The organism is Trichloromonas sp. (assembly GCF_041583255.1).
Taxonomy (GTDB): Bacteria; Desulfobacterota; Desulfuromonadia; order Desulfuromonadales; family Trichloromonadaceae; genus Trichloromonas.
The window spans coordinates 1-20,383 of sequence record NZ_JBFHGD010000036.1 but is presented as its reverse complement, the minus strand read 5'-3'; the positions used below and the strand labels follow the sequence as shown (position 1 = coordinate 20,383).

Sequence of the window (20,383 nt, the reverse complement as noted above, 5' to 3'; positions counted from 1 at the left end):
AGATCGGCGGCCGTCAGCGGAGCGGCCAGCAGCGCGATCAATGCCGCGGCGGTCATGGCGGCTTTACACGTGGCGGATTTAGACACCGATCCACTCCTTCTTCAGGCTCAGGGTGTAGACCGTCAGCACCACCTTCACACGGGGATGCTCTTCGACCTGCAGGTCGAGGGAGCTCCAGAACATCTGCCGCCCCAACCCTTCGATCACCTGCAGGTAGGCGAGAATCTGCCGGTAGCTGCCCGTAAATTCAAGCTGCAGGCCGTGCCGGTAGACATTCGCCGTCTCGACCTCCATTCCGGTGACTTTTTCGCCGGAGGTGGCGGCCAGCAGCGGCACCGGCGGCAGGTTTTCGACCCGCAGCAGGCGCAGCCCCTCCTGCCGCAACAGCAGTTCTTCAAGCATCCCCGGCATCTCTCGGGGAGCGATCAGCTCCAGCGCCAAAGACTCCAGCTGCTGGTCAAGTTCACCGAGCTGCCCCTGCAGCAACCGCAGCCGTTCGCGGTTTTCCCGGTCGGGGTCGGCGGACACCTTCGCCTCGGCACCGGCCATTTCAGCCTCGAGAAGCTGGATTTCAGTGCGGGCCGCGGCAACCTGGTCACGCTGTACCTTCTGCCGCGCTTTCTGCGGAGCGATCGCCAGAAAATCGACGCTCACCACCAGGAGCACCAGCACCACCAGGGTCAGTAGCGCCTTCTCGCGCGGCGAACATTTGTCCAGGCGGCCATGCCAGGACTTGAGCTGTTCACGAAAAGGCGTCATGGCTGCACCTCTCTGCCGGTTTCAATGAAAAATTCGACGGCCTCGCCCCCGGTTTCAGGACGCAGCAGGCGAAATCCGGCGAAATCCATCCCGGCAAACACCTCTTCGACGTTCATGCTCTGCAGAAACTGCGGCACCAGCTCCGGCCGCAGGGCGCTCCCTTCCAGGGCCGAGCGGCCGCCCTCCATCGTCAAAAGGATGTGCCGCAGCCAGAGCCCTTCCGGGGCGCGCCGGGCCAACCCCTGCAGGTAGGGCGAAAAACCGCGGCCGACAGTTCGCTGCGGTGCCTTGAACAGCTCGACCAGCGGCCGCTTGGCCGCCAGCTCAGCCGCCATCCGGTCGACTTCCCGCTGCAGCAGCGGACTCTTCTGCGGCGCCGCAGCCAGTTGCAGCTGAGCAATGGTCCCGGCAACGGCGGCCTGCCGCGACGACAGGGCGCGCAGCTCGTTTTTCAGGGAGATGGTCTGCACACTGGTCAGAATGTAATAGATCACCAGCACAATCACGGTGAGAGCAAAGGCCAGCAACATCAGCCGGGTCGAGCGGGGCTGCCGGGGCTCAAGCAGCGCGGGCTGGTACAGGTTGACGGACTGGCTCATGGCGCCACCTGCCGATCACGCAGCGCCGCCCCGATAGCCAGCAGACAGCGGGACACCTTGTCCGCTTCGAGATGAGCGCAGTCGAGAACCTCGGCAGGCACAAAGGCGCGCACTCCCAGGCCGAGATAGTTCTGCAGATAGGGGATCACCACGGGCAGCTCGGGTTCGATGGAAGCCACCACCAGGCTGGCAATCGGCGGCAGGGCGAAGTTGCTTTCGTAAAAATCGAGAGAGCGCTGGATTTCCAGCACGACGGAATCGAGCAGGTCGTTAACGTGGGAATCGTCCTCTTTGCGGCCGGCGGCGATGTCGGGATGGGCCTTGAGCTGTTCAACGCCGATATTGATATTGCGGGCCAGGCAAAGGTTACCAGCACGACAGATGGTGATGAGACCGCGGGTGCTGCCGAGGTAGACGAAAATGACGCCACGGGGCTCTTCGGGAAGCAGTGCGGCCAGGTTGCGAACCGCCAGCTCGGGAATATCGATGGCATGGATCTTCAACCGGGCGGCTTTGAGCTGGTTGACCTGCTCCTTGACCAGGCTGCGATGGGCGGAAACCACGTAGGCGATCGCCGAACGGCCCCGCATCCCCTCGCTGGGAACGCGGAAGACGTCAATCAGCGCCTCGTCGATCGGGTAGTCGATCAATTCGCGAATCTGCCAGCGGGAGGCGTCGCGCAGTTCGGCATCGGGAACCGGTGGCGGCACGATCTGCAGCAGGCTGTAATCACCCAGGGCCATGACGTCGACACACCGGCTGCGGGCCAGCGCACGACGGGCCACACCCGCCTGAAGCGCCTGCAGCAGCGAGCCCCGGGAGGTCGGCAGAACATCGGCCGACGCAACCCGCGGTGGCTGCTCGCCGCGCTCCTGCACATGCGCCAGGCCGAACCCGCCGGGCAGTCGGCAGACGCCCGTCATTCCAGTTGCTCGTTGCTGTTTACTGCCGAAAAATTTCAGCGGATCCCCCTGTTCAAGGTAAATAAAATGTCACGGCAGACAATGCTTCAATATTTGTGCCAGTAAATCAACACCCGCAACCCGGGAATTCGTCATAACCTCGCTGAAAATAACCCAAATCCTCATTAAGCAGTGCCACAATACGATATCTATATAAAAATTCAAGTCAAAAATTTGTCCCGGCCAATATCCGCACACCCTGAAGTCAGAATAATGACTGCACAGGTCAATCCCCCAACATCGCCCGCATATTGGAGAAAAAGTTCGACGCCATCACCTCCTGCTCCTCCTCGCTGGCCGGCGGTCGCCCCTCGCTGGTCTGCTCATGCAACAGGGTGGCGGGAATTTCCTTGAGAAACCGGCTGGCGATGCGCGGCTGAAGCTTGCCGTATTTCTTTCGGCTGACGGCACCGAGCAGCAGCAGGTGCCGCTGGGCGCGGGTGATACCGACATAACAGAGCCGCCGCTCCTCTTCGATATCGAAAGTCTCGTGGATCGACTTCTTGTGCGGCAGGTACTCTTCTTCCATGCCGACCATGAAGACCACCGGAAACTCCAGTCCCTTGCTCGAATGGAGGCTCATCAGGATCACCGCGTCCTGCTGCAGCTTCTTCTCCTTGCTGTCGCGGTTGGGCTGGTCTTTGTCGAGCAGCGAGACCTTTTCCAGAAACCCGGCCAGCGACGGCTTCTCCTCCCGCTCTTCATAGGAGGCCATCGAGTTGATCACCTCCTCGACGTTGTCGGCCCGGCGCCGGCCCTTGGTCGGGTCGTCGGCACCGCGGTAGATCTCGTCTTCAAGCTTGATTTCGGCATAGAGTTCACGGGCGGTATGCGACAAGTGCCCGCTGCGGGCGAAGGTCTTGCGATAGCGTTCGAGCAGGGCGACGAAAGCGGCCACCGCCTCGGTCGCCTTGTCGCCGAGATCCTCCACCCCGGAGGGATCAGCCAGCACCTCCCAGAGCGGCCGGTTCAGTTCGGCCGAGTGGCGGATCAGCCGGTCGGCGCTGGTTTCGCCGATCCCCCGCCTGGGATAATTGAGAATCCGCAGCAGGTTGACCTCGTCGCGCGGGTTGACCAGCACCCGCAGGTAGGCCACCGCATCCTTGACCTCCTTGCGGTCGAAAAACTGCTGGCCGCCGATCAGCACATAAGGGATGTTCTCGTAGCGAAACTGCTCCTCGAAGGCCCGCGACTGCACGTTGGTGCGATAGAGGACGGCGAAGTCGCTATAGCGCAGTTCATTCTTGAAACGCTCGGCGTGGATGCGTTCCATCACCAGCCGGGCTTCGTCTTCATCGTCCTCGCAGCGCAGGTATTCGATCTGCCGCCCCTGGTCGCCTGCAGTCCAGAGCGCCTTGACCTTGCGCTTCGTGTTGTTCAGGATCACCGCGTTGGCAGCCGCCAGGATGTTGCCGCTGGAGCGGTAATTCTGCTCGAGGCGAATCACCTCGGCGCCGGAAAAATCCTTTTCGAAATCGAGGATATTGCCCAAATCGGCGCCCCGCCAGCCGTAAATCGACTGGTCGTCGTCCCCGACCACGCAGAGGTTGCGGTGCTTCTCGGCCAGCAGCCGCAGCAGCAGGTACTGGGCGGCGTTGGTGTCCTGGTATTCATCGACCATCAGGTAGCGGAAGCGTTGCTGGTACTTTTCCCGCACCTCGGGAAAATCCTTCAGCAGCCGCACGGCGAGCATGATGATGTCATCGAAGTCGACGGCGTTGAAGGCCTTGAGGGATTTCTGGTAGCGGGGATAGACCTCGGCCGCCAGGTACTCGTACTCGTCCTGGTAGCGCACCACAAACTGCTCGGGCGGGACCAGCCGGTTCTTGGCGTCGGAAATTGCCCAGAGGATGCGGTCGGCATCGTATTTTTTGCCATCGACGGCGAGGGTCTGCAGGATGTCCCGCACCAGCCGCGACTGGTCGGCGGTGGCGTAGATGGAGAAGTTCTTCTTGTAGCCGAGCCGCTCGATGTCTTCTTTGAGAATCCGCACGCACATCGAATGAAAGGTGGAAACCACCATCCCCTTGGCCCGCTTGCGCCCGACCTGTTCGGTGACCCGCTCGAGCATCTCGCGGGCGGCCTTGTTGGTAAAGGTGACGGCAAGGACCTGTTCCGAGGGGACGCCCAGTTCGCACACCAGGTAAGCGATACGGCTGGTAATCACCCGTGTTTTGCCGGAGCCGGCTCCGGCCAGCAGCAGCAAGGGGCCGTCGGTATGGCGAACCGCGGCCTGCTGCTGCGGATTGAGCATGGAGAGATTCATAAAACCGTGATTTGTGTGAATTGTGATTTGTGATTCGTAACGGGCAAGATCCTGGCAATCACTGGCGACAAAGCACTGCTGTTATGGATTATTTGGGGATAAACCAGCGGTCGGAGTGCTGCAAACCTCGCCCCGTCCGCTCACAAAAAATCCGACCGTCTGTCCATCCCGGTCGGAACCGTTTTCAGCAGTCAAAATACCACGGAAAGAAAAATGAAAACAACCCGGTCAAAAAAATTAATCTCCCCTTGATTTCATTCGGCGGCTTGGTGTAATGTGCGCCTCATGTTTAAAACATTCGTCATCCTCATCAGTATTGTCTGGGCCTCGCTTCTCCTTATTTCCTGGGGAGGCACCGCCGAGCCGCCCGTTTCGCAGAGTCCGGTCGCCATCCAGGGGAATCCCACCTCCTGAGGCGGCGCCTTCACTCTGTTTTCCCCGACGTCCCTCCGACTGGCGAGGGCGACAGGCTACCTGCCCCCTTGATTCCGTAAATACTCCGCCCCCTGCACGGCCTTTCTCCGCTCCAGTTCGGCATCGATAGCGTTCAAGACTTCCCACTTGTTCAATGACCACAATGGCGCCAGCAGCAGGTTTCTCGGCCCGTCGCCGGTCAACCGATGGATGAAGGTTTCGGGGTGCAGTCGCTCGAGAAAATCGACGACCAGGCTCACGTAAGCGTCCTGTTCGAGGATCTCGACTCCCCCCTGTTGATACAGATCCCCCAGCGGCGTCCCTTCCAGTACATGCAGCAGGTGAATCTTGATGCCGTCGACCTGCAGACGGGCCATTTCGTCGGCGGTGGCCAGCATCTGCTCGCGGGTTTCCCCCGGCAGCCCGAGGATGATGTGGACGCAGACCCTCAGCCCGCGCTCCCGGGCGCCTTCGAAGGCGTTCAGGAAACACGCATAGTCATGGCCGCGGCGCAGAAACGCCAGGGTCGCGTCATGAATGCTCTGCAGACCGATCTCCAGCCAGAAATCGGTGCGCCGGTGGTACTCGGCCAGCAGGTCGAGCACCTCGGGCGGCAGGCAGTCGGGCCGGGTGCCGACCGCCAGGCCGACCACGCCGTCAACCGCCAGGGCCTGGTCGTAGAGGGTTCGCAGTTTGGCAACCGGAGCAAAGGTATTGGAAAAGGGCTGAAAGTAGGCGATGAATTTCTTCGCCTTGTATTTGCGGAGCATGACTTCCTTGCCCCGCTCGATCTGCTCGGTTAGCGAAACATCGCGGTCGATGCCGACCGCTCCCGAGCCGTCCGGGTCGCAGAAAAGGCAGCCGGGCCGCTGCCGGGTGCCGCCCCGGTTGGGGCAGGTAAATCCGGCATCGACGGAGATTTTGTGCACCCGCCCGCCAAAAGTCCGCTTAAGTTGTTCAGAATAAACCCGGTACCGTTTCTCGCTCATGGCGGCACTATGCCACTCCCCCCCGGCGAAGGGCAAGCGCAATCCCCTCCGCTGGCAGAACAGCGACTGAACCCCGCAGAATCCATATACAAATATCGCCTAATCTTTCATTGCATTGCCGGGCAGGCTTGCTATAATTCAATATGTTTTTCCTTGGGTGAACCGCCAACCGCCAGGAGTTTTCGTGCTTTCAGGCTGCTGCTGGAATAAAGAAACCATCAATGCCGACGAGTGCCGACTGCTGCGCCCCGGCGACGATGAACTGCTGTTCAACCGCAAAAGAAGATTTCTCAGCCGATGCCTCGAATGCCCCGGCTTTCTCGAAGACCTGCGGCAGATGAACGGCGACCTGGACGGTCTCCCCGGCCTCTTTTCCTACGCCATCGAAGACCTGCTGACCCAGCGGGCCGAAATCCGCGCCCTCACCAGCCAGGCCCAGTCGCGCAACCGTGAAATCCGCTTTCTCCACGAAGTCGGCCAGGTGCTGCAAACCTCGGTGGACATGGATGAAGTCATCTCCATGGCGCTTACCGCCATCACCTCCGGCAAGGGGTTCGGGCTCAACCGGGCGATCCTGCTGCTGGTCGACAAGGACCGCCAGCACCTCAGGGGGCATATCGCCGTCGGCCCCCGCAGCCGGGAGGAGGCCGGCCGCATCTGGCATGAAATCGAGGAGCACGATTATTCCCTGAAAGAGATGGGGCAGATCTTCTTCGAAAAGAAGCTCCCCTCCGAGAAGGAAAAATTCCGCGACCTGCTCGAGATTCTTTCGGTGCCAATGAGCCGCAACGAGCATCTGTTCATCAGCACCCTCAACGAACAGAAAACCCGCCTCATCAAGAACCTCTACCAGGAACCGGGGATCGACCACTGGCAGACCGACAATCTCGGCTGCGGCGAACTGCTGATGGTCCCGCTGATCAGCAAAAACCGCCGCATCGGCCTGCTGCTGGCCGACAACGTCATCAACGGCCGGCCGATCACCGCCGAAGACGTCCAGTCGATCGAAACCTTTGCCCTGCCGGTCTCCTTCGCCATCGAGCGGGCCTCCCTCTACGAAAGGCTGCAGGAGGAACTGGTCAAGGTAACCGCCGCCAATACCCAGCTGCGCGAACAGCAGGAACTGATCGTGCGCATGGAAAAGATGGCGCTGGTCGGCAAGATTGCCTCCAACATTGCCCATACCATCCGCAATCCCCTGACCATCATCGGCGGCTTCGCCCGCAGCCTGATGAAAAGCACCCCGCAGGAGGACGCCAAGCGCACCTACATCGAATCGATCATCCGGGAAACCCGGCGCCTCGAAGAGGTGCTGCAGGAAGTGCTGAGTTATTCCGAATCGCTGCACCCGACCTTCGACTGGTGGGACATCAACCAATTGATCACCGGAACCTTCGCCGGACTGCGCGACGACCTGCAGATGAACCATGTCAACTGCCGCTTCGACCTCGAACCGAATCTGCCCAAAGCCAAGCTCGACTACAAGAAAATCGCCTACTGCCTGCGCAGCCTGGTCACCAACGCCATCGAAGCGATGACCGGCGGCGGCCAGATCCTGGTCCGCAGCGTTCTGTGCAATGACGAAATCCATATCACCCTCACCGACACCGGCCCTGGAATGACCGCTGAAACCATCCAGGCCGTCACCACCCCCTTCTTCTCGACCAAGGAATCGGGCAGCGGCCTCGGCCTGTCGCTGTGCGTGCGCATTCTCGATGAGCACGGTGCCGAGCTCGGCATCGCCAGCGAAGAAGGCCAGGGGACCACCTTTACCATTCGACAGAAAATATCCAGGGAGGAAGAGCATGACCCGACTACTGATCGTTGACGATGAACGCGACATCCGTTACCTCTACGCCGCCGAACTCGAGGATGAAGGATACGAGGTGGAGACCGCCGGCAACGGCACCGACGCGGCGGAACTGCTGAAAAACCACCCCTTCGACCTGGTAATCCTCGACATCCAGATGAAGGGCGAGAGCGGCCTGCAGCTGCTACAGAAAATCGTCAAGGAGCGCACCGACCTGCCGGTCATCCTGTGCACCGCCTTTTCCTGCTATAAAGAGGATTTCTCGTCATGGCTGGCCGACGGTTACATCGTCAAGAGTTCGGACCTCACCGAGCTGAAAAAAGAAGTTGCCCGCGTTCTGAAGAAAAAACACAACTAACCCCGGAGACCTTCAATACATGAAAGCTGTCATCATGGCGGGGGGCTTCGGCACCCGCATCCACCCGCTCACTATCGATCTGCCCAAGCCGATGATCCCGCTGTACAACCGGCCGATCATGCTGCACATCATCGAACTGCTCAAGAAACACGGCATCGATGAATTGATCCTGCTGCTCTACCACCAGCCGATGGTCATCAAGAACTTCTTCGGTGACGGCAGCGAATTCGGCGTCCACATCACCTACGTCACCCCGCTCGAAGACTTCGGCACCGCCGGCGCGGTCAAGATGGCCGCCAAGCACTTGGACGAACGCTTCATGATCATCAGCGGCGACCTGCTCACCGACTTCGACCTCTCCAAGGCAATGGCCTTCCACGAAGAGAAAAAGGCCAAGGGCACCCTCACTCTGACCTCGGTGAAAGATCCGCTGCAGTTCGGCGTGGTTATCACCAACAAGGAAGGCAAAATAACCAAGTTCCTCGAAAAGCCGGGCTGGGGCGAGGTCTTCTCCGACACCATCAATACCGGCATCTACGTCCTCGAACCGGAAGTCCTCGACATGATCCCCGAGGGGGAAAACCGCGACTGGTCCAAAGATATCTTTCCGCAGATGCTCGCCAATGACGACGCCCTGTACGGCTGCAGCCTTGACGGCTACTGGGCCGACATCGGCAATACCGACGCCTACCTGGAGGCCTGCCAGGATATCGCCGCCGGCCGCGTCGCCATCAACCTCGACGAGAAACCGGCTGCCTCCGCCGGCGGCCAGCTCTTCCTCGGCGACGGCGCCCAGCTCGCCGTGGACGAAAAATCCCTGGTCGAGGGGATGGTGGTGCTCGGCGACAACAGCCAGGTGCTCGGCAAGTCGCGCCTGACCAACTGCGTGGTTGGCCGCAACTGCATCATCGAAGACGGCGTCGAGCTTAAGGACGCGATCCTCTGGGACAATGTCTACATCAAAAAGAACAGCACCATCATCGGCGCCGCCCTGTGCAACAATGTGCGGGTCGGCCAGAAGGTGATCATCGAAGAAGGAGCGGTTGTCGCCGAAGAAACCACCATCGGCGATGAGGCTCACATCAACAAAGACGTCAAGATCTGGCCGCGCAAGGTCATCGAGGGGGGCGCTATCGTCACCACCAACCTGATCTGGGGCGAAAAATGGCGCAAGAGCATCTTTGAGGGAGCCATCGTTCGCGGCCTGACCAACGTCGAACTGACCCCCGAGTTCGCCGCCAAGCTCGGTGCCGCCTACGGCTCGATCCTGCCGAAAGACTCTTTCGTCCTCTCCGGCCGCGACTCGGTGCGCGCTTCGCGGATGCTCAAGCGCTCCTTCGCCGGCGGCCTGCTGTCAGCCGGCATCAACGTCCGCGACACCAAGATGATCTCGCTACCGGTACTGCGCTACAAACTGACCACCTTCGGCGAGGTCGGCGGCATCCAGTTCCGCCAGTCGCCGGAAGAGCCGGCGGCCACCGACATCCTCTTTTTCGACGCCGAAGGGATCGAAATCTCATCGGCCACCGCCAAGAACATCGAGCGGATTTTCTTCAAAGAGAATTTCCGCCGGGTTCACTACACCGACCCCGGCGGCATCTCGGAAATCCCCCGCATCTACGACTACTACAACGAAGGCTTCCTGCGCGCCCTCGACGCCAAGGCGATCGCGGCGGCCGCCCCCAAGGTGGTGGTCGACCTCAACCACTCGTCGGCCGGGCAACTGCTGCCGGCGCTGCTCAACGAACTGGGCTGCGAAGTCATCGAACTCAATTCACAGGTCACCGAGACCCGCACCGGAACCCCGCCCGAGCAGGACGCCAAGGCGATGGACCAGCTTTCGCGCATTGTCGTCACCCTCGGGGCCAAGGCCGGTTTCTGGATGGGCCCCTCCGGTGAGCGGACCCGGCTGGTCGACGAGACCGGCGAAGTCCTTTCCGACATCGAAGCGATGACGGTTCTCACCGCCCTGGTCTGCCGGGCCGAGCAGCGCGACTCGGTGGTCGTGCCAATTTCGGCGCCGTCGGTCATCGAACTGCTGGCGGCCGAATCCGGCATGCTGGTCAAGCGCACCAAAAACGACCCGCGCTCCATCGTCGAATCGGCCAAGGACCGCCGGGTTCAGTTCGCCGCTTCGATGGACGGCCGTTTCGCCTTCCCCGGCTTCCAGCACAATTTCGACGCCATCTTCACCGTGGCCAAGACCCTCGAACTGCTGGTCCGCACCGGGCTTTCCCTGAGCAAGGTACGCAAAGGGCTGCCGAAGCGTTATTATGAACATGTCGAGGTTTCCTGCTCGCAGGAATTCAAGGGCGGGATCATGCGGAAGATGAGCGAAGACTCGGTCGACCTCGAAGCCTCGTTCATCGACGGTGTCCGCATCCAGCTCAAGAACGACTGGGCCCTGATGCTCCCCGACCAGTACCGGCCGGTAGCGCACGTCATCGCCGAATCGACCGACGAAAAACGGGCCAAAGAGCTGGTCGAAACCTATCGCAAAAAAGTGGAAAAGTGGAAGCAGGAATTGCAGTAGGATAAACCAAGCTTCCCGCCCCCCGAGGGGGCGGGAAGCTCAGCCGTAACGAAAGAAGTCCATGAAACCGCTCAAAGTCGCCATACTCTGGCACATGCACCAGCCCGACTACAGGGATCCGGTTTCGGGAAAGACCCTCCTTCCCTGGACCTACCTGCACGCGGTAAAGGATTACGGCGAAATGCTGAAAACCGCCGCCGAGGTGCCGGGGGCGAAGATGACCTTCAACCTGGTGCCGACCATGCTCGAACAGCTCGAGCGCTATGCCGACGGCAGCGCCGGGGACGTCTGGGTCGAAGCCGCCGGCAAAAACGCCGCGACCCTCTCTGACGAAGAGAAAACGCTGATCCTCACCCAGTTTTTCTCGGTGCATGCCGACCGCCACATCCATCCCTTCCGCCGCTACCGGGAACTGGCCCGGCGCCGGGGCACCGCGCCGACACCGGATATCAGCGCCTTTTCCGAAAAGGATCTGCGCGATTTGCAGGTCTGGTTCCTGCTCGCCTGGTCAGGGCACCACCTGCGCCAGGAATCGCCGTTAGTCAGGCACCTGCTGGTCAAAGGCGAGCATTTCACCGAAGAGGAGAAATCCCAGCTCCTCGCCCTCTACGCCCGCACCATCGGCGAAGTGGCCGGGCTCTACCGGGCGATGGAAGAATCCGGGGAGATCGAAATCTCGGTCACCCCCTACGCCCACCCGATCCTGCCCCTTTTGTGCGGCACCGCCACCGCCCGTGAAGCCACCCCCGGCATCCAGCTGCCGGCGGCGACCTTCCGCCACGCCGAGGACGCCCGACTGCAGGTTCGCCTCGGCCTCGACTTCGTCTCTGGAAAATTAGGCGAAAAAACGCGCGGCATGTGGCCCTCCGAAGGGTCGGTCAGCGAGGAGGTGGTTCGCATCCTCGCCGACGAAGGGACGGCCTGGGCCGCCTCCGACGAAGGCATCCTGGCCCGCAGCCTGCCGGGGGGGCTGGCCGACCGGCGCCGTCTCTATAAACCCTACTCGTACGCCGGCCTGCCGCTGATCTTCCGCGACCGCGAACTTTCCGACCGCATCGGCTTCGTCTATGCCCACTGGACCCCGGAACGGGCCGCCGCCGACCTGATCGAGCAGCTGAAAAAGGTCGCCGGCATGGCCCCCGGCGGACTGATCCCGCTGATCCTCGACGGCGAAAACTGCTGGGAGCGCTACCAGGACAACGGTCATCCCTTCCTGGTCGCCCTCTACCGCGGACTCTTGGCCGAGCCCTCGCTGCAGATGGTCACCGTCAGCGAAGCCCTGGCCGAAATGAAACCGGAGCCTTTGCCGAAACTGGCCGCCGGCTCGTGGATCAACTCGGACTTCTGCATCTGGATCGGCCATCCCGAAGAAAACACCGCCTGGGACTGGCTCGAGCGGGCCCGCCGCGACGCCCTCGAGGCGACCGGGCTGCAGATACCCGACGGCAAAGACGGCCAGCCGCTGCCGGAAATTTTCATGCACCTGCTGCGGGCCGAGGGGAGCGACTGGTTCTGGTGGTACGGCGACGACCATTCCACCGACCAGGCCGACATCTTCGACGCCCTCTTTCGCCGCCACCTCGAGGCGCTCTACCGCGCAGCCGGGCTGCCGGTCCCGCAGCACCTGTTCCAGCCGATCAAGCCGAGCAAAGAGGTCAAGACCATCCACGAACCGACCGCCCTTTTTACGCCATTCATCGACGGCAGGGTTTCCGACTACTTCGAATGGCTGGCGGCCGGTTCGGCCGGGCTGACGGCCACCGGCGCCATGCACACGGCCCATCACAGCGAGTTTTCGGTACTCCTCTACGGTTACGACCGGGAGAATCTCTACCTGCGCCTCGACCCCGAAGAAGATTTGGCCAGCCTGCTCGGTCCCAGCGGCCGCCTCGAGGTGCGGCTCGGCGTCGAACGCAACCGGACTGTCCGGGTCAGCCCCGGCCAGGGGCAGCTGACCCTGCACGACCGGGAGACCGGCAAACTGCTCGCCGAGGGGCAGACCGCCTGCGGCCGCATCGTCGAAATGGCCATTCCGCTGGCGCCGCTGGAACTGCGGCCGGGCACGCCGCTGGCCCTCTCGATCCACCTGTACAAGGGGGACAACGAAACCGCCCGCTGGCCCGCCGAGGGACCGCTGCACCTGCCGTATCGTGGTGAAGACCTCGAAGTGGACGACTGGATGATCTGACTCTTGAGTCTTTTAAACCGCAGACCGGACAGGGCGAAAGGGACAGGCACCTTTGGAGCCAGTCCCTAAACGAAATAATGAAGGTTTTTGAAAGGATAGTGCTTTGTCCGAATTACGCTGGGACCCCCTGAAAATGACTTGGGTGATCATCGCCAACGAACGCGGCCGGCGCCCTCGCGACTTTATGCTCGAGCGGGAGAAAGTCCATCTCTCGGCCTGCCCGTTCTGCGCCGGCAACGAAGCCAAGACCCCGCGGGAGCTCTTTGCCGTGCGACCCGGCGGCTCGGCGGCCAACGGCCCGGGCTGGAAAGTGCGGGCGATCCCCAACAAGTACCCGATCCTGCGCATCGAGGGGGATCTCGATAAAAAAGGCTACGGCCACTACGACACCATCAACGGCATCGGCGCCCACGAGGTGATCATCGAAACCCCCGATCACGAGCGCAACCTGGCCGACCTCACCGCCGCCGAAATCAGCGACGTACTCAAGGCCTACCGGGCCCGCCTGCTCGACTTGCGCAAGGATTCGCGGTTTCGCTACATCCTCATTTTCAAAAACCACGGGATCGAGGCCGGGGCCAACATTCCCCACTCCCACTCCCAGGTCATCGCCGTCCCGGTCACCCCGACCGTGGTCGCCTCGAAGCTGTCGGTCTGCCGCGAGTACTACGAACGCAAAGAACGCTGCCTGATCTGCGACCTGATCGAGCAGGAACGCCATGACGGCCGGGGCATCGTCCGCGACGACGGCGATTTCGTGGTCTTCGCTCCCTTCGCCTCCTGTTACCCCTTCGAGCTGCGCATCGCGCCCCTGCGGCACGGACACGATTTCGGCCTGATGGACGACGCCGGACTCGCCCGGCTGGCCGAAACCCTGAAGGACACCCTGCTGCGCCTGCGCAGCGTGCTGCGCGACCCGCCTTACAACTTCGTACTGCACAACGCGCCGCCGATGCACCTGCGGCTGGGCAAGCCGGGCTACTGGAGCAGCCTCCCCTACGATTACCACTGGCATATCGAACTGGTGCCGCGCCTGACCCGGATCGCCGGTTTCGAATGGGGAACCGGCTTCTACATGAACCCGACTCCCCCCGAAGATGCCGCCCGTTTTCTCCGTGAAGCCGACCTGTCGGTGCTGCGGTAACCACTGATCCAAGGATTTTCATGACCGCAGACAAGCTTAAGCAGCCGTATTTCCCCCTGTCGCTGCAAATATCGGCCCGGGCCTGGCAACAATTCGAACTGGACCCACGCCGCGCCCTCACCGAGGGCACCGCTCCCCTCTTCCAGATCCGCCAGCTGGCCGCGGCCCTGCAGCAGCGCACCGCCCCGGCCAAGCCGGTGCGGGCTGGCGAACTCAACCTGCTGGCCCTGCTCAACCGCGCTTTGCGTCACGTCGCCGTCCGCTATCTCGATCTGCGCGGCTGCACCGTCGACGGCGAAAGCCTGCTGATCGCCGGCCGCCAGCTCAAGGCCCCCGCTCTCTCCCCAGCGCTGCAGCATTGCGTCGAGTTGTTTCCGCCGGCGGCGGTCTGGCTCGGCAGCGAACCCAGCCGGTTTCTGCGGGGCACGCGCGGGGCGGAGAAACGCCGGGAAACCCTGGTCGAGCTGTTTATCCTGGCGGTGCAGAACCGCAACCGGGCAGCCCGGGATTACCGCCCGCTGTTCGACGACCGCGAACTGCTGCAGCGCAGCCGCTACCGCCAGACCCTGCTTGAGCTCGACCGCGAACTGGAACAGGAAGCGATCCCCGGTCTCTTCTCCGGCTCGCTGCTGGCCCTACTGCGCGCCCCGCTGGACGCCTCTCCGGAATCGCTGGCCGGCCAGCTCGGCTTTGTCCAGCAGCGCTGGGGCGGCATTCTCCCCGAAGACCTGCTGCAAGAGCTGCTGGTAGCCTTCGCCATCATTCAGGAAGAAGAGCTGCAGCGCGGTTTCGGCGGCGGCCCGCCGCCGGTGCTGACCTTCGGCGGCGTAGCCGAACATGAACCGGAAGCCTTCTCGCCCGATACCGACTGGATGCCGAAGGTGGTACTGATCGCCAAGACCATCTACGTCTGGCTGGATCAGCTCAGCAAACGTCACGGCCGGCCGATCCACCGCCTCGACGATATTCCGGACGAGGAACTCGACCGCCTGGCCCGCTGGGGCTTCAATTCCCTCTGGCTGATCGGCCTCTGGCAGCGCTCGCCGGCCTCGCAGAAAATCAAGCGCATCTGCGGCAACCCCGAGGCCGAAGCCTCGGCCTACTCGCTCTACGACTACGCCATTGCCTGGGATCTCGGCGGCGACGAGGCCCTGGCCCGACTCGAGCAGCGCTGCCTGCAGCGGGGGATCCGCCTGGCCAGTGACGTCGTCCCCAACCACACCGGGCTCGACTCCCGCTGGATGCGCGAACATCCCGACTGGTTCATCCAGGGAGACCACCCCCCCTACCCGGCCTACCACTTCAGCGGTCCCGACCTCTATGACGACCCGGAAATCACCGTGCAGATCGAGGACGGCTACTACGATCACAGCGACGCCGCGGTCGTTTTCCGCCACCAGGATCACCGCAGCGGCCGCGTGCGCTACATCTATCACGGCAACGACGGCACCCACATGCCGTGGAACGACACCGCCCAGCTCAATTACCTGATCCCCGAGGTGCGCGAGGCGATGATCCGCACCATCGTCCACATCGCCCGCAGATTCCGGGTAATCCGCTTCGATGCCGCCATGACCCTGGCCAAAAAGCACTACCAACGCCTCTGGTTTCCGCAGCCCGGCGGCGGCGAGGGGGTTCCCTCGCGGGCCGAGCACTGGATGAGCAAGGAAGCCTTCGAAAAAGTTTTTCCCGTCGAGTTCTGGCGCGAAGTGGTCGACCGGGTCGCCGCCGAGGTTCCCGACACCCTGCTGATCGCCGAAGCCTTCTGGCTGATGGAAGGCTACTTCGTGCGCACCCTGGGGATGCACCGGGTCTACAACAGCGCCTTCATGAACATGCTCAAGCGCGAGGATAACGCCAAGTACCGCCAGGTACTGCGCAACACCCTCGAATTCGAGCCGGGCATCCTGCAGCGTTTCGTCAACTTCATGAACAACCCCGACGAGGACACCGCCGTCGAACAGTTCGGCAAGGCCGACAAGTATTTCGGCGTCGCCGTGCTGCTCGCAACCCTCCCAGGCCTGCCGATGTTCGGCCACGGCCAGGTCGAAGGGCTGAAAGAAAAATACGGCATGGAGTACCGCCGGGCCTACTGGGACGAAACCGTCGACGAGGCTTTCGTGCGCCACCACGAGAACCAGGTCTTCCCGCTGCTGCGCCTGCGCCACCTCTTCAGCGGCGCCGAGCTCTTCCAGATGTACGACTTCTACAGCGACGGCCGGGTCAACGACGACGTCTACGCCTTCTCCAACGGTGCCGGCGATCAGCGGGCGCTGGTGGTCTACCACAACCGCCACGGCGCCACCGATGGTTGGATTCAGCGTAGCGTCCCCCGCCAGCAGCCCGGCGGCCCGCAATCCGCTTTGCTGGCCGAGTCCCTTGGGGTGCGCGCCGGCGAGCGCTGGTACTTCCGCTTTCATGACCACAGCAGCGGCCTCGACTACCTGCGCACCGGCGATGAACTGACTGAAAATGGCCTGCACCTGTCCCTCGGCCCCTACCAGTACCATGTCTATCTCGACTTCGCTGCCCTCTTTGATGAGGACGGCGCCTGGGGCGAGCTGTACCGGCGCATCGGCCACGCCCCGGTTGCCAGTCTCGACCGCGAACTGCGCAAGATCCGCTTCCGCCCGGTCAGCGACGCCTTCCGCGAACTGGTCGAGGCGCCGCTGCTGCAGTCGCTCTGCAGCCTGCTCGGCGGACCGGTGAAAAACCTGCGGCAGCACCCCGATTACCAGCGCTTCTCCGGGCGGCTGACCCGCTTCGTCGACACCCTGGGTCACTTCGCCCACCCGGCTCCCGATGCCACCGCCGTCACCGGCGCCATCCTCGCCCAACTTGATCAGCTGCGCAAGATGGCCGCCCTCAAGGGGCGCGGCCCGGCCCAGCGTATGGCCATCAGCTATCTGCAGCAGCTGCTCTACGCCGCCACCGACGGCCCGCTCTGCCAGGTACTGATTCCCTATCTGCTGCTGCACCGCCTGGCCGGCCCCCAGCCGTCCAGCGCCACCACCCGCCGCAGCGCCGCCTGGATTGAAGAATACCTGCTCGGCGAAGCCCTGCAGGAAGCCGTTCCCGGCGATGAGGCCGCCGCCATCCGCCTGCTGGTCGAGAACCTGGTACGGCAGCAGAACTTCTGGCTGCCGGGTCGCAGGCGCCAGGATTTTCATGGTCTGCTCACCGACAGCAGCGTGCAGGCCTACCTGCAGGTGCACTGGCACGACGGCACCCAGTGGTTCAACAAGGAACGCTGGGAGCAGCTCACCAGCGGCCTGCTGGTTGCCGCCGCCTGCGCCGCGGCCGACACCTTCAGCGATCAGCCGAACGAACTGCTCGGCCATCTCGCCGACAGCTACGAACGGCTTTCTGCGGCCCGCCGCCTGGCCGCAGAAAGCGGCTACCGGCTGGGCGACCTGCTCGCCCTGAGCGCTCTCAAACCACCGGTCGCGCCAAATCTCAGGCGCAAAAAAAGCCTGAAAATATTAATGGTCGCCTCCGAGGTCACCCCCTTCGCCAAGAGCGGCGGACTGGCCGACGTGGCCGGCTCGCTCCCCCGGGCCCTGCGCGCCCTCGGCCACGATGTGCGCATCATCATGCCCTACTACCGCACCATCGCCACCCGCGGCGATGCCAAGGAGCGCGATGCCGCCGCCGCGACCGTCGCCCTCGACGCCACCCCGCGCCGGGCCCTGCTGCACGAAGGCGAGCTGAACGGCGTGCCGGTCTACTTCGTCGACCATGCGGATTTTTACGACCGGGCGGACCTGTACGGCACCGGCGAGGGGGATTTTGCCGACAATGCCCAGCGCTTCGGCTACTTCGACCGCGCCGTGCTTGAACTGCTGCCGAAAATCGGCTTTCGCCCCGACATCCTCCACCTCAACGACTGGCAGACCGGGCTGATCCCGGCCCTGCTGAAAACCGAGTACGCCGACGACCCTTTCTACGCCGGCTGCGCCAGCCTGCTCACTATCCACAACCTCGGCTACCAGGGGCTGTTTTCGGCCCGCAACCTGGAAACTCTCGACCTCGACCCCTGGCTGTTCGGAGTCGGCGGCCTCGAGTACCACAGCATGCTCTCCTTCCTTAAAGCCGGGCTGACCCAGGCCGACCTGCTCAATACCGTATCAAGCACTTACTGCCGGGAGATCCAGACCCCCGAGATGGGGATCGGCTTCGACGGCATCCTCCGCGGGCGCAGCGACGACCTGTTCGGCATCGTCAACGGGCTCGATCCCAAGCAATGGAACCCGGCGACGGACCCGGCCCTGCCCGTTCGCTACGGTGCCGACACCCTTGAGAACAAGGCCCAGTGCAAAAGGGCCCTGCAGCGCGAACTCGGGCTGACCGAGTCGGCCGACACCCCGATCGTCGCCATGATCACCCGGCTGGCCACCCAGAAGGGACTCGACATCGTCGAAGACGCCTGGCACAGCATGATGCAGCGGCCGGTCCAGTTCGTGCTGCTCGGCACCGGCGAAAAGGAGCACATGGAGCGCTTCGACCGCCTGCGCCACAGCTATCCGGGGCGGGTTTCCATCAACCTCAGCTTCGATGACGACCTCTCAAGGCGCATCTACGCCGGCAGCGACATCTTCCTGATGCCAAGCCGTTACGAACCCTGCGGCCTCGGCCAGCTGATCGCCCTGCGCTACGGCGTCATCCCGCTGGCCCGCCGCACCGGCGGCCTGGCCGATACCATCACCGATCCCGCCGACAACCGGCGTCAAGCCAACGGCTACCTGTTCAGCGACCCTTCGGCCGGGGCCCTGCTGCACACCCTCGACCGCGCCCTGACCCTCTACGCCAGCCAGGAAGACTGGACCAGCATGGTCCGTCGCGGCATGCGTCAGGATTTTTCCTGGACCCGCTCGGCGGAACAGTACCTCGACCTCTACCGCCTGGCACTGGAGTAGAAACATGCCCGATAAGCAACCACCCGAGCAAACAGCCACCAAGGCGACGGCCCCCCCTGAGCAGGGCACCCGCTTTCCTGAACTGGTGGAAATTCAGCGTGAGATAGAACTGCGCATTCGCGACAACAAGCGTTTTCTCGAACGTTTCATGGACGATGACTTCGCCGGGGAGGAGGACGAACCGGATGAAGATGACGAGGTGTTTGAAGAGCTGTAGCGGCGCTCCGGAATTCCGACCCTCCTGCCCTGAGAGCGGTCATGTTGACATCTCCCGCCCCTCTCCCGAAGGAGAGGGGCATCTATTACGCCATGCGGAAGATTGATGTCAATCTGCTGCTGCCTTTGGCGTACAAAGCGAACCGGCGCAGGTCCGTGTATTGACGCCACCGGCCCCCTATCCAGACTTTCCCCTTGACTCAGACATATCAATTCCCATATGATCACTAGAAATCGAACGAATGTTCTATCTTCACATGGAGAAACAGTGTCAATAACTGAAAGCCGGAGCCCATGAAATTTTCCCGCCGCACCTTTCTCGCCGGCCTGACCGCCGCTACCGCCGCCACGCTGATTCCCCGGGGCCGGAGCCTGGCCGCCAGTCCCGATGCGCCCATTGCCACCCTGATCGACCTGACCCGTTGCGACGGCTGTTCGGATCAGGCGCAACCGCGTTGCGTTACCGCCTGCCGGGAGAAAAACCAGAACCGTTTCCCCGAACCCGACCCGACCCTGCTTAAAGACTACTGGCCGAAAGACTACCATGAAGACTGGAGCAACCAGCGCGAGGTCAACTGGCGGCTGACCCCGTACAACTGGCTCTTCGTCGAAGAGGTTTACCTCGAGAAAAACGGCCGCGAGCAGCGCCTCAGCATCCCGCGCCGCTGCATGCACTGCGTCGATCCGCCCTGCGTCAAGCTCTGCCCCTTCGGTACCGCCAAGCAAGAGCGCAACGGGGTGGTCCACATCGACCCCGCCCTCTGCTTCGGCGGCGCCAAGTGCCGCGCCGTCTGCCCCTGGCACGTCCCCCAGCGGCAGACCGGGGTCGGCCCCTACACTGCCCTCGACCCGCTGCCGATCGGTGCCGGGGTCATGTACAAGTGCGACCTCTGCCGCGACCGGTTAGCGGATGGGCGCACTCCGGCCTGCCAGGACGCCTGTCCGCGCGGCGCCATGCAGATCGGGCCGAGAGCACAGATCGTCCAGCAGGCCGAAGCACTGGCCCGAACGTATCAGGGACACCTCTACGGCCTCAAGGAACACGGCGGCACATCGACCCTGTACGTCTCTAAAATAACCTTCGAGCAGATCGACCGGGCGCTCACCGAGGATGTCGGTGATGCAAGCAGCGTCATGCGTTTTCACCAACCCGACAACCAGGGCAGCCGTCACGGCGATCTCGCCAAAGCCGCCCTGCTCGCCCCGCTGGCCGGCATCGCCGGGGCCTT

At 62.8% G+C, this 20,383-nt stretch carries 13 protein-coding genes; 8 read left to right on the top strand and 5 right to left on the bottom strand.

All coding sequences use genetic code 11. The features are described 5' to 3' along the window. Nucleotides 1-78 precede the first annotated feature (78 nt). From ABYV89_RS04825 to ABYV89_RS04805, 5 genes are all read right to left on the bottom strand, one after another. Nucleotides 79-759 (bottom strand): hypothetical protein, encoded by a 681-nt coding sequence (locus tag ABYV89_RS04825; RefSeq protein WP_432821803.1) that lies wholly within the window; start codon nucleotides 757-759, stop codon nucleotides 79-81. After that, complete coding sequence (locus ABYV89_RS04820) at nucleotides 756-1,358, bottom strand: PilN domain-containing protein (protein ID WP_432821802.1); 603 nt, start codon at nucleotides 1,356-1,358, stop codon at nucleotides 756-758. Before ABYV89_RS04820 ends, ABYV89_RS04825 begins: the two co-directional genes overlap by 4 nt. After that, a complete protein-coding gene (locus tag ABYV89_RS04815; protein ID WP_432821801.1) occupies nucleotides 1,355-2,281 on the bottom strand; it encodes a hypothetical protein in 927 nt (308 codons plus the stop codon). The genes ABYV89_RS04820 and ABYV89_RS04815 overlap by 4 nt, the downstream gene beginning before the upstream one ends. Before the next feature lie 265 nt (nucleotides 2,282-2,546). Further along, complete coding sequence (locus tag ABYV89_RS04810) at nucleotides 2,547-4,574, bottom strand: ATP-dependent helicase (protein ID WP_432821800.1); 2,028 nt, start codon at nucleotides 4,572-4,574, stop codon at nucleotides 2,547-2,549. A gap of 482 nt (nucleotides 4,575-5,056) precedes the next feature. Beyond that, a complete protein-coding gene (locus ABYV89_RS04805; protein WP_432821799.1) occupies nucleotides 5,057-5,989 on the bottom strand; it encodes a TIGR01212 family radical SAM protein in 933 nt (310 codons plus the stop codon). A 184-nt stretch (nucleotides 5,990-6,173) separates the two neighbouring features. Here ABYV89_RS04805 and ABYV89_RS04800 point away from each other — a divergent pair, with 184 nt between their 5' ends. The 8 genes from ABYV89_RS04800 to ABYV89_RS04765 form a co-directional block, all read left to right on the top strand. Beyond that, nucleotides 6,174-7,817, top strand: coding sequence for a GAF domain-containing sensor histidine kinase (locus ABYV89_RS04800; RefSeq protein WP_432821798.1), 1,644 nt, complete (start codon nucleotides 6,174-6,176; stop codon nucleotides 7,815-7,817). Further along, nucleotides 7,795-8,157 carry a response regulator gene (locus tag ABYV89_RS04795; protein ID WP_432821797.1) on the top strand — a complete coding sequence of 121 codons (363 nt, stop codon included), beginning with the start codon at nucleotides 7,795-7,797 and terminating at the stop codon, nucleotides 8,155-8,157. The genes ABYV89_RS04800 and ABYV89_RS04795 overlap by 23 nt, the downstream gene beginning before the upstream one ends. A 19-nt stretch (nucleotides 8,158-8,176) precedes the next feature. Continuing rightward, the gene (locus ABYV89_RS04790) at nucleotides 8,177-10,690 is read left to right on the top strand and encodes a sugar phosphate nucleotidyltransferase (protein ID WP_432821796.1); all 2,514 of its coding nucleotides are present in this window, start codon (nucleotides 8,177-8,179) and stop codon (nucleotides 10,688-10,690) included. A 61-nt stretch (nucleotides 10,691-10,751) separates the two neighbouring features. Then, nucleotides 10,752-12,878, top strand: coding sequence for a glycoside hydrolase (locus tag ABYV89_RS04785; protein ID WP_432821795.1), 2,127 nt, complete (start codon nucleotides 10,752-10,754; stop codon nucleotides 12,876-12,878). A 103-nt stretch (nucleotides 12,879-12,981) separates the two neighbouring features. Then, complete coding sequence (locus ABYV89_RS04780; protein WP_432821794.1) at nucleotides 12,982-14,022, top strand: galactose-1-phosphate uridylyltransferase; 1,041 nt, start codon at nucleotides 12,982-12,984, stop codon at nucleotides 14,020-14,022. A 20-nt stretch (nucleotides 14,023-14,042) separates the two neighbouring features. After that, entirely contained in the window at nucleotides 14,043-18,938 is a 4,896-nt protein-coding gene (glgA, locus tag ABYV89_RS04775; RefSeq protein ID WP_432821793.1) for a glycogen synthase GlgA, read from the top strand. Between the two features lie 4 nt (nucleotides 18,939-18,942). Further along, nucleotides 18,943-19,155, top strand: a complete 213-nt coding sequence (locus ABYV89_RS04770) for a hypothetical protein (RefSeq protein ID WP_432821792.1) — start codon at nucleotides 18,943-18,945, stop codon at nucleotides 19,153-19,155. 293 nt (nucleotides 19,156-19,448) lie between these two features. Next, a partial coding sequence (locus ABYV89_RS04765) for a 4Fe-4S dicluster domain-containing protein (RefSeq protein WP_432821791.1) occupies nucleotides 19,449-20,383 on the top strand: 935 nt, incomplete at its 3' end.

Bases quoted from the DNA above. Each gene is read 5' to 3' on its own strand.
- glgA (WP_432821793.1), top strand. From the start codon at position 14,043: ATGACCGCAGACAAGCTTAAGCAGCCGTATTTCCCCCTGTCGCTGCAA.
- ABYV89_RS04825 (WP_432821803.1), bottom strand. From the start codon at position 759: ATGACGCCTTTTCGTGAACAGCTCAAGTCCTGGCATGGCCGCCTGGAC.
- ABYV89_RS04770 (WP_432821792.1), top strand. From the start codon at position 18,943: ATGCCCGATAAGCAACCACCCGAGCAAACAGCCACCAAGGCGACGGCC.
- ABYV89_RS04810 (WP_432821800.1), bottom strand. From the start codon at position 4,574: ATGCTCAATCCGCAGCAGCAGGCCGCGGTTCGCCATACCGACGGCCCC.
- ABYV89_RS04785 (WP_432821795.1), top strand. From the start codon at position 10,752: ATGAAACCGCTCAAAGTCGCCATACTCTGGCACATGCACCAGCCCGAC.
- ABYV89_RS04790 (WP_432821796.1), top strand. From the start codon at position 8,177: ATGAAAGCTGTCATCATGGCGGGGGGCTTCGGCACCCGCATCCACCCG.
- ABYV89_RS04820 (WP_432821802.1), bottom strand. From the start codon at position 1,358: ATGAGCCAGTCCGTCAACCTGTACCAGCCCGCGCTGCTTGAGCCCCGG.
- ABYV89_RS04795 (WP_432821797.1), top strand. From the start codon at position 7,795: ATGACCCGACTACTGATCGTTGACGATGAACGCGACATCCGTTACCTC.
- ABYV89_RS04815 (WP_432821801.1), bottom strand. From the start codon at position 2,281: ATGACGGGCGTCTGCCGACTGCCCGGCGGGTTCGGCCTGGCGCATGTG.
- ABYV89_RS04805 (WP_432821799.1), bottom strand. From the start codon at position 5,989: ATGAGCGAGAAACGGTACCGGGTTTATTCTGAACAACTTAAGCGGACT.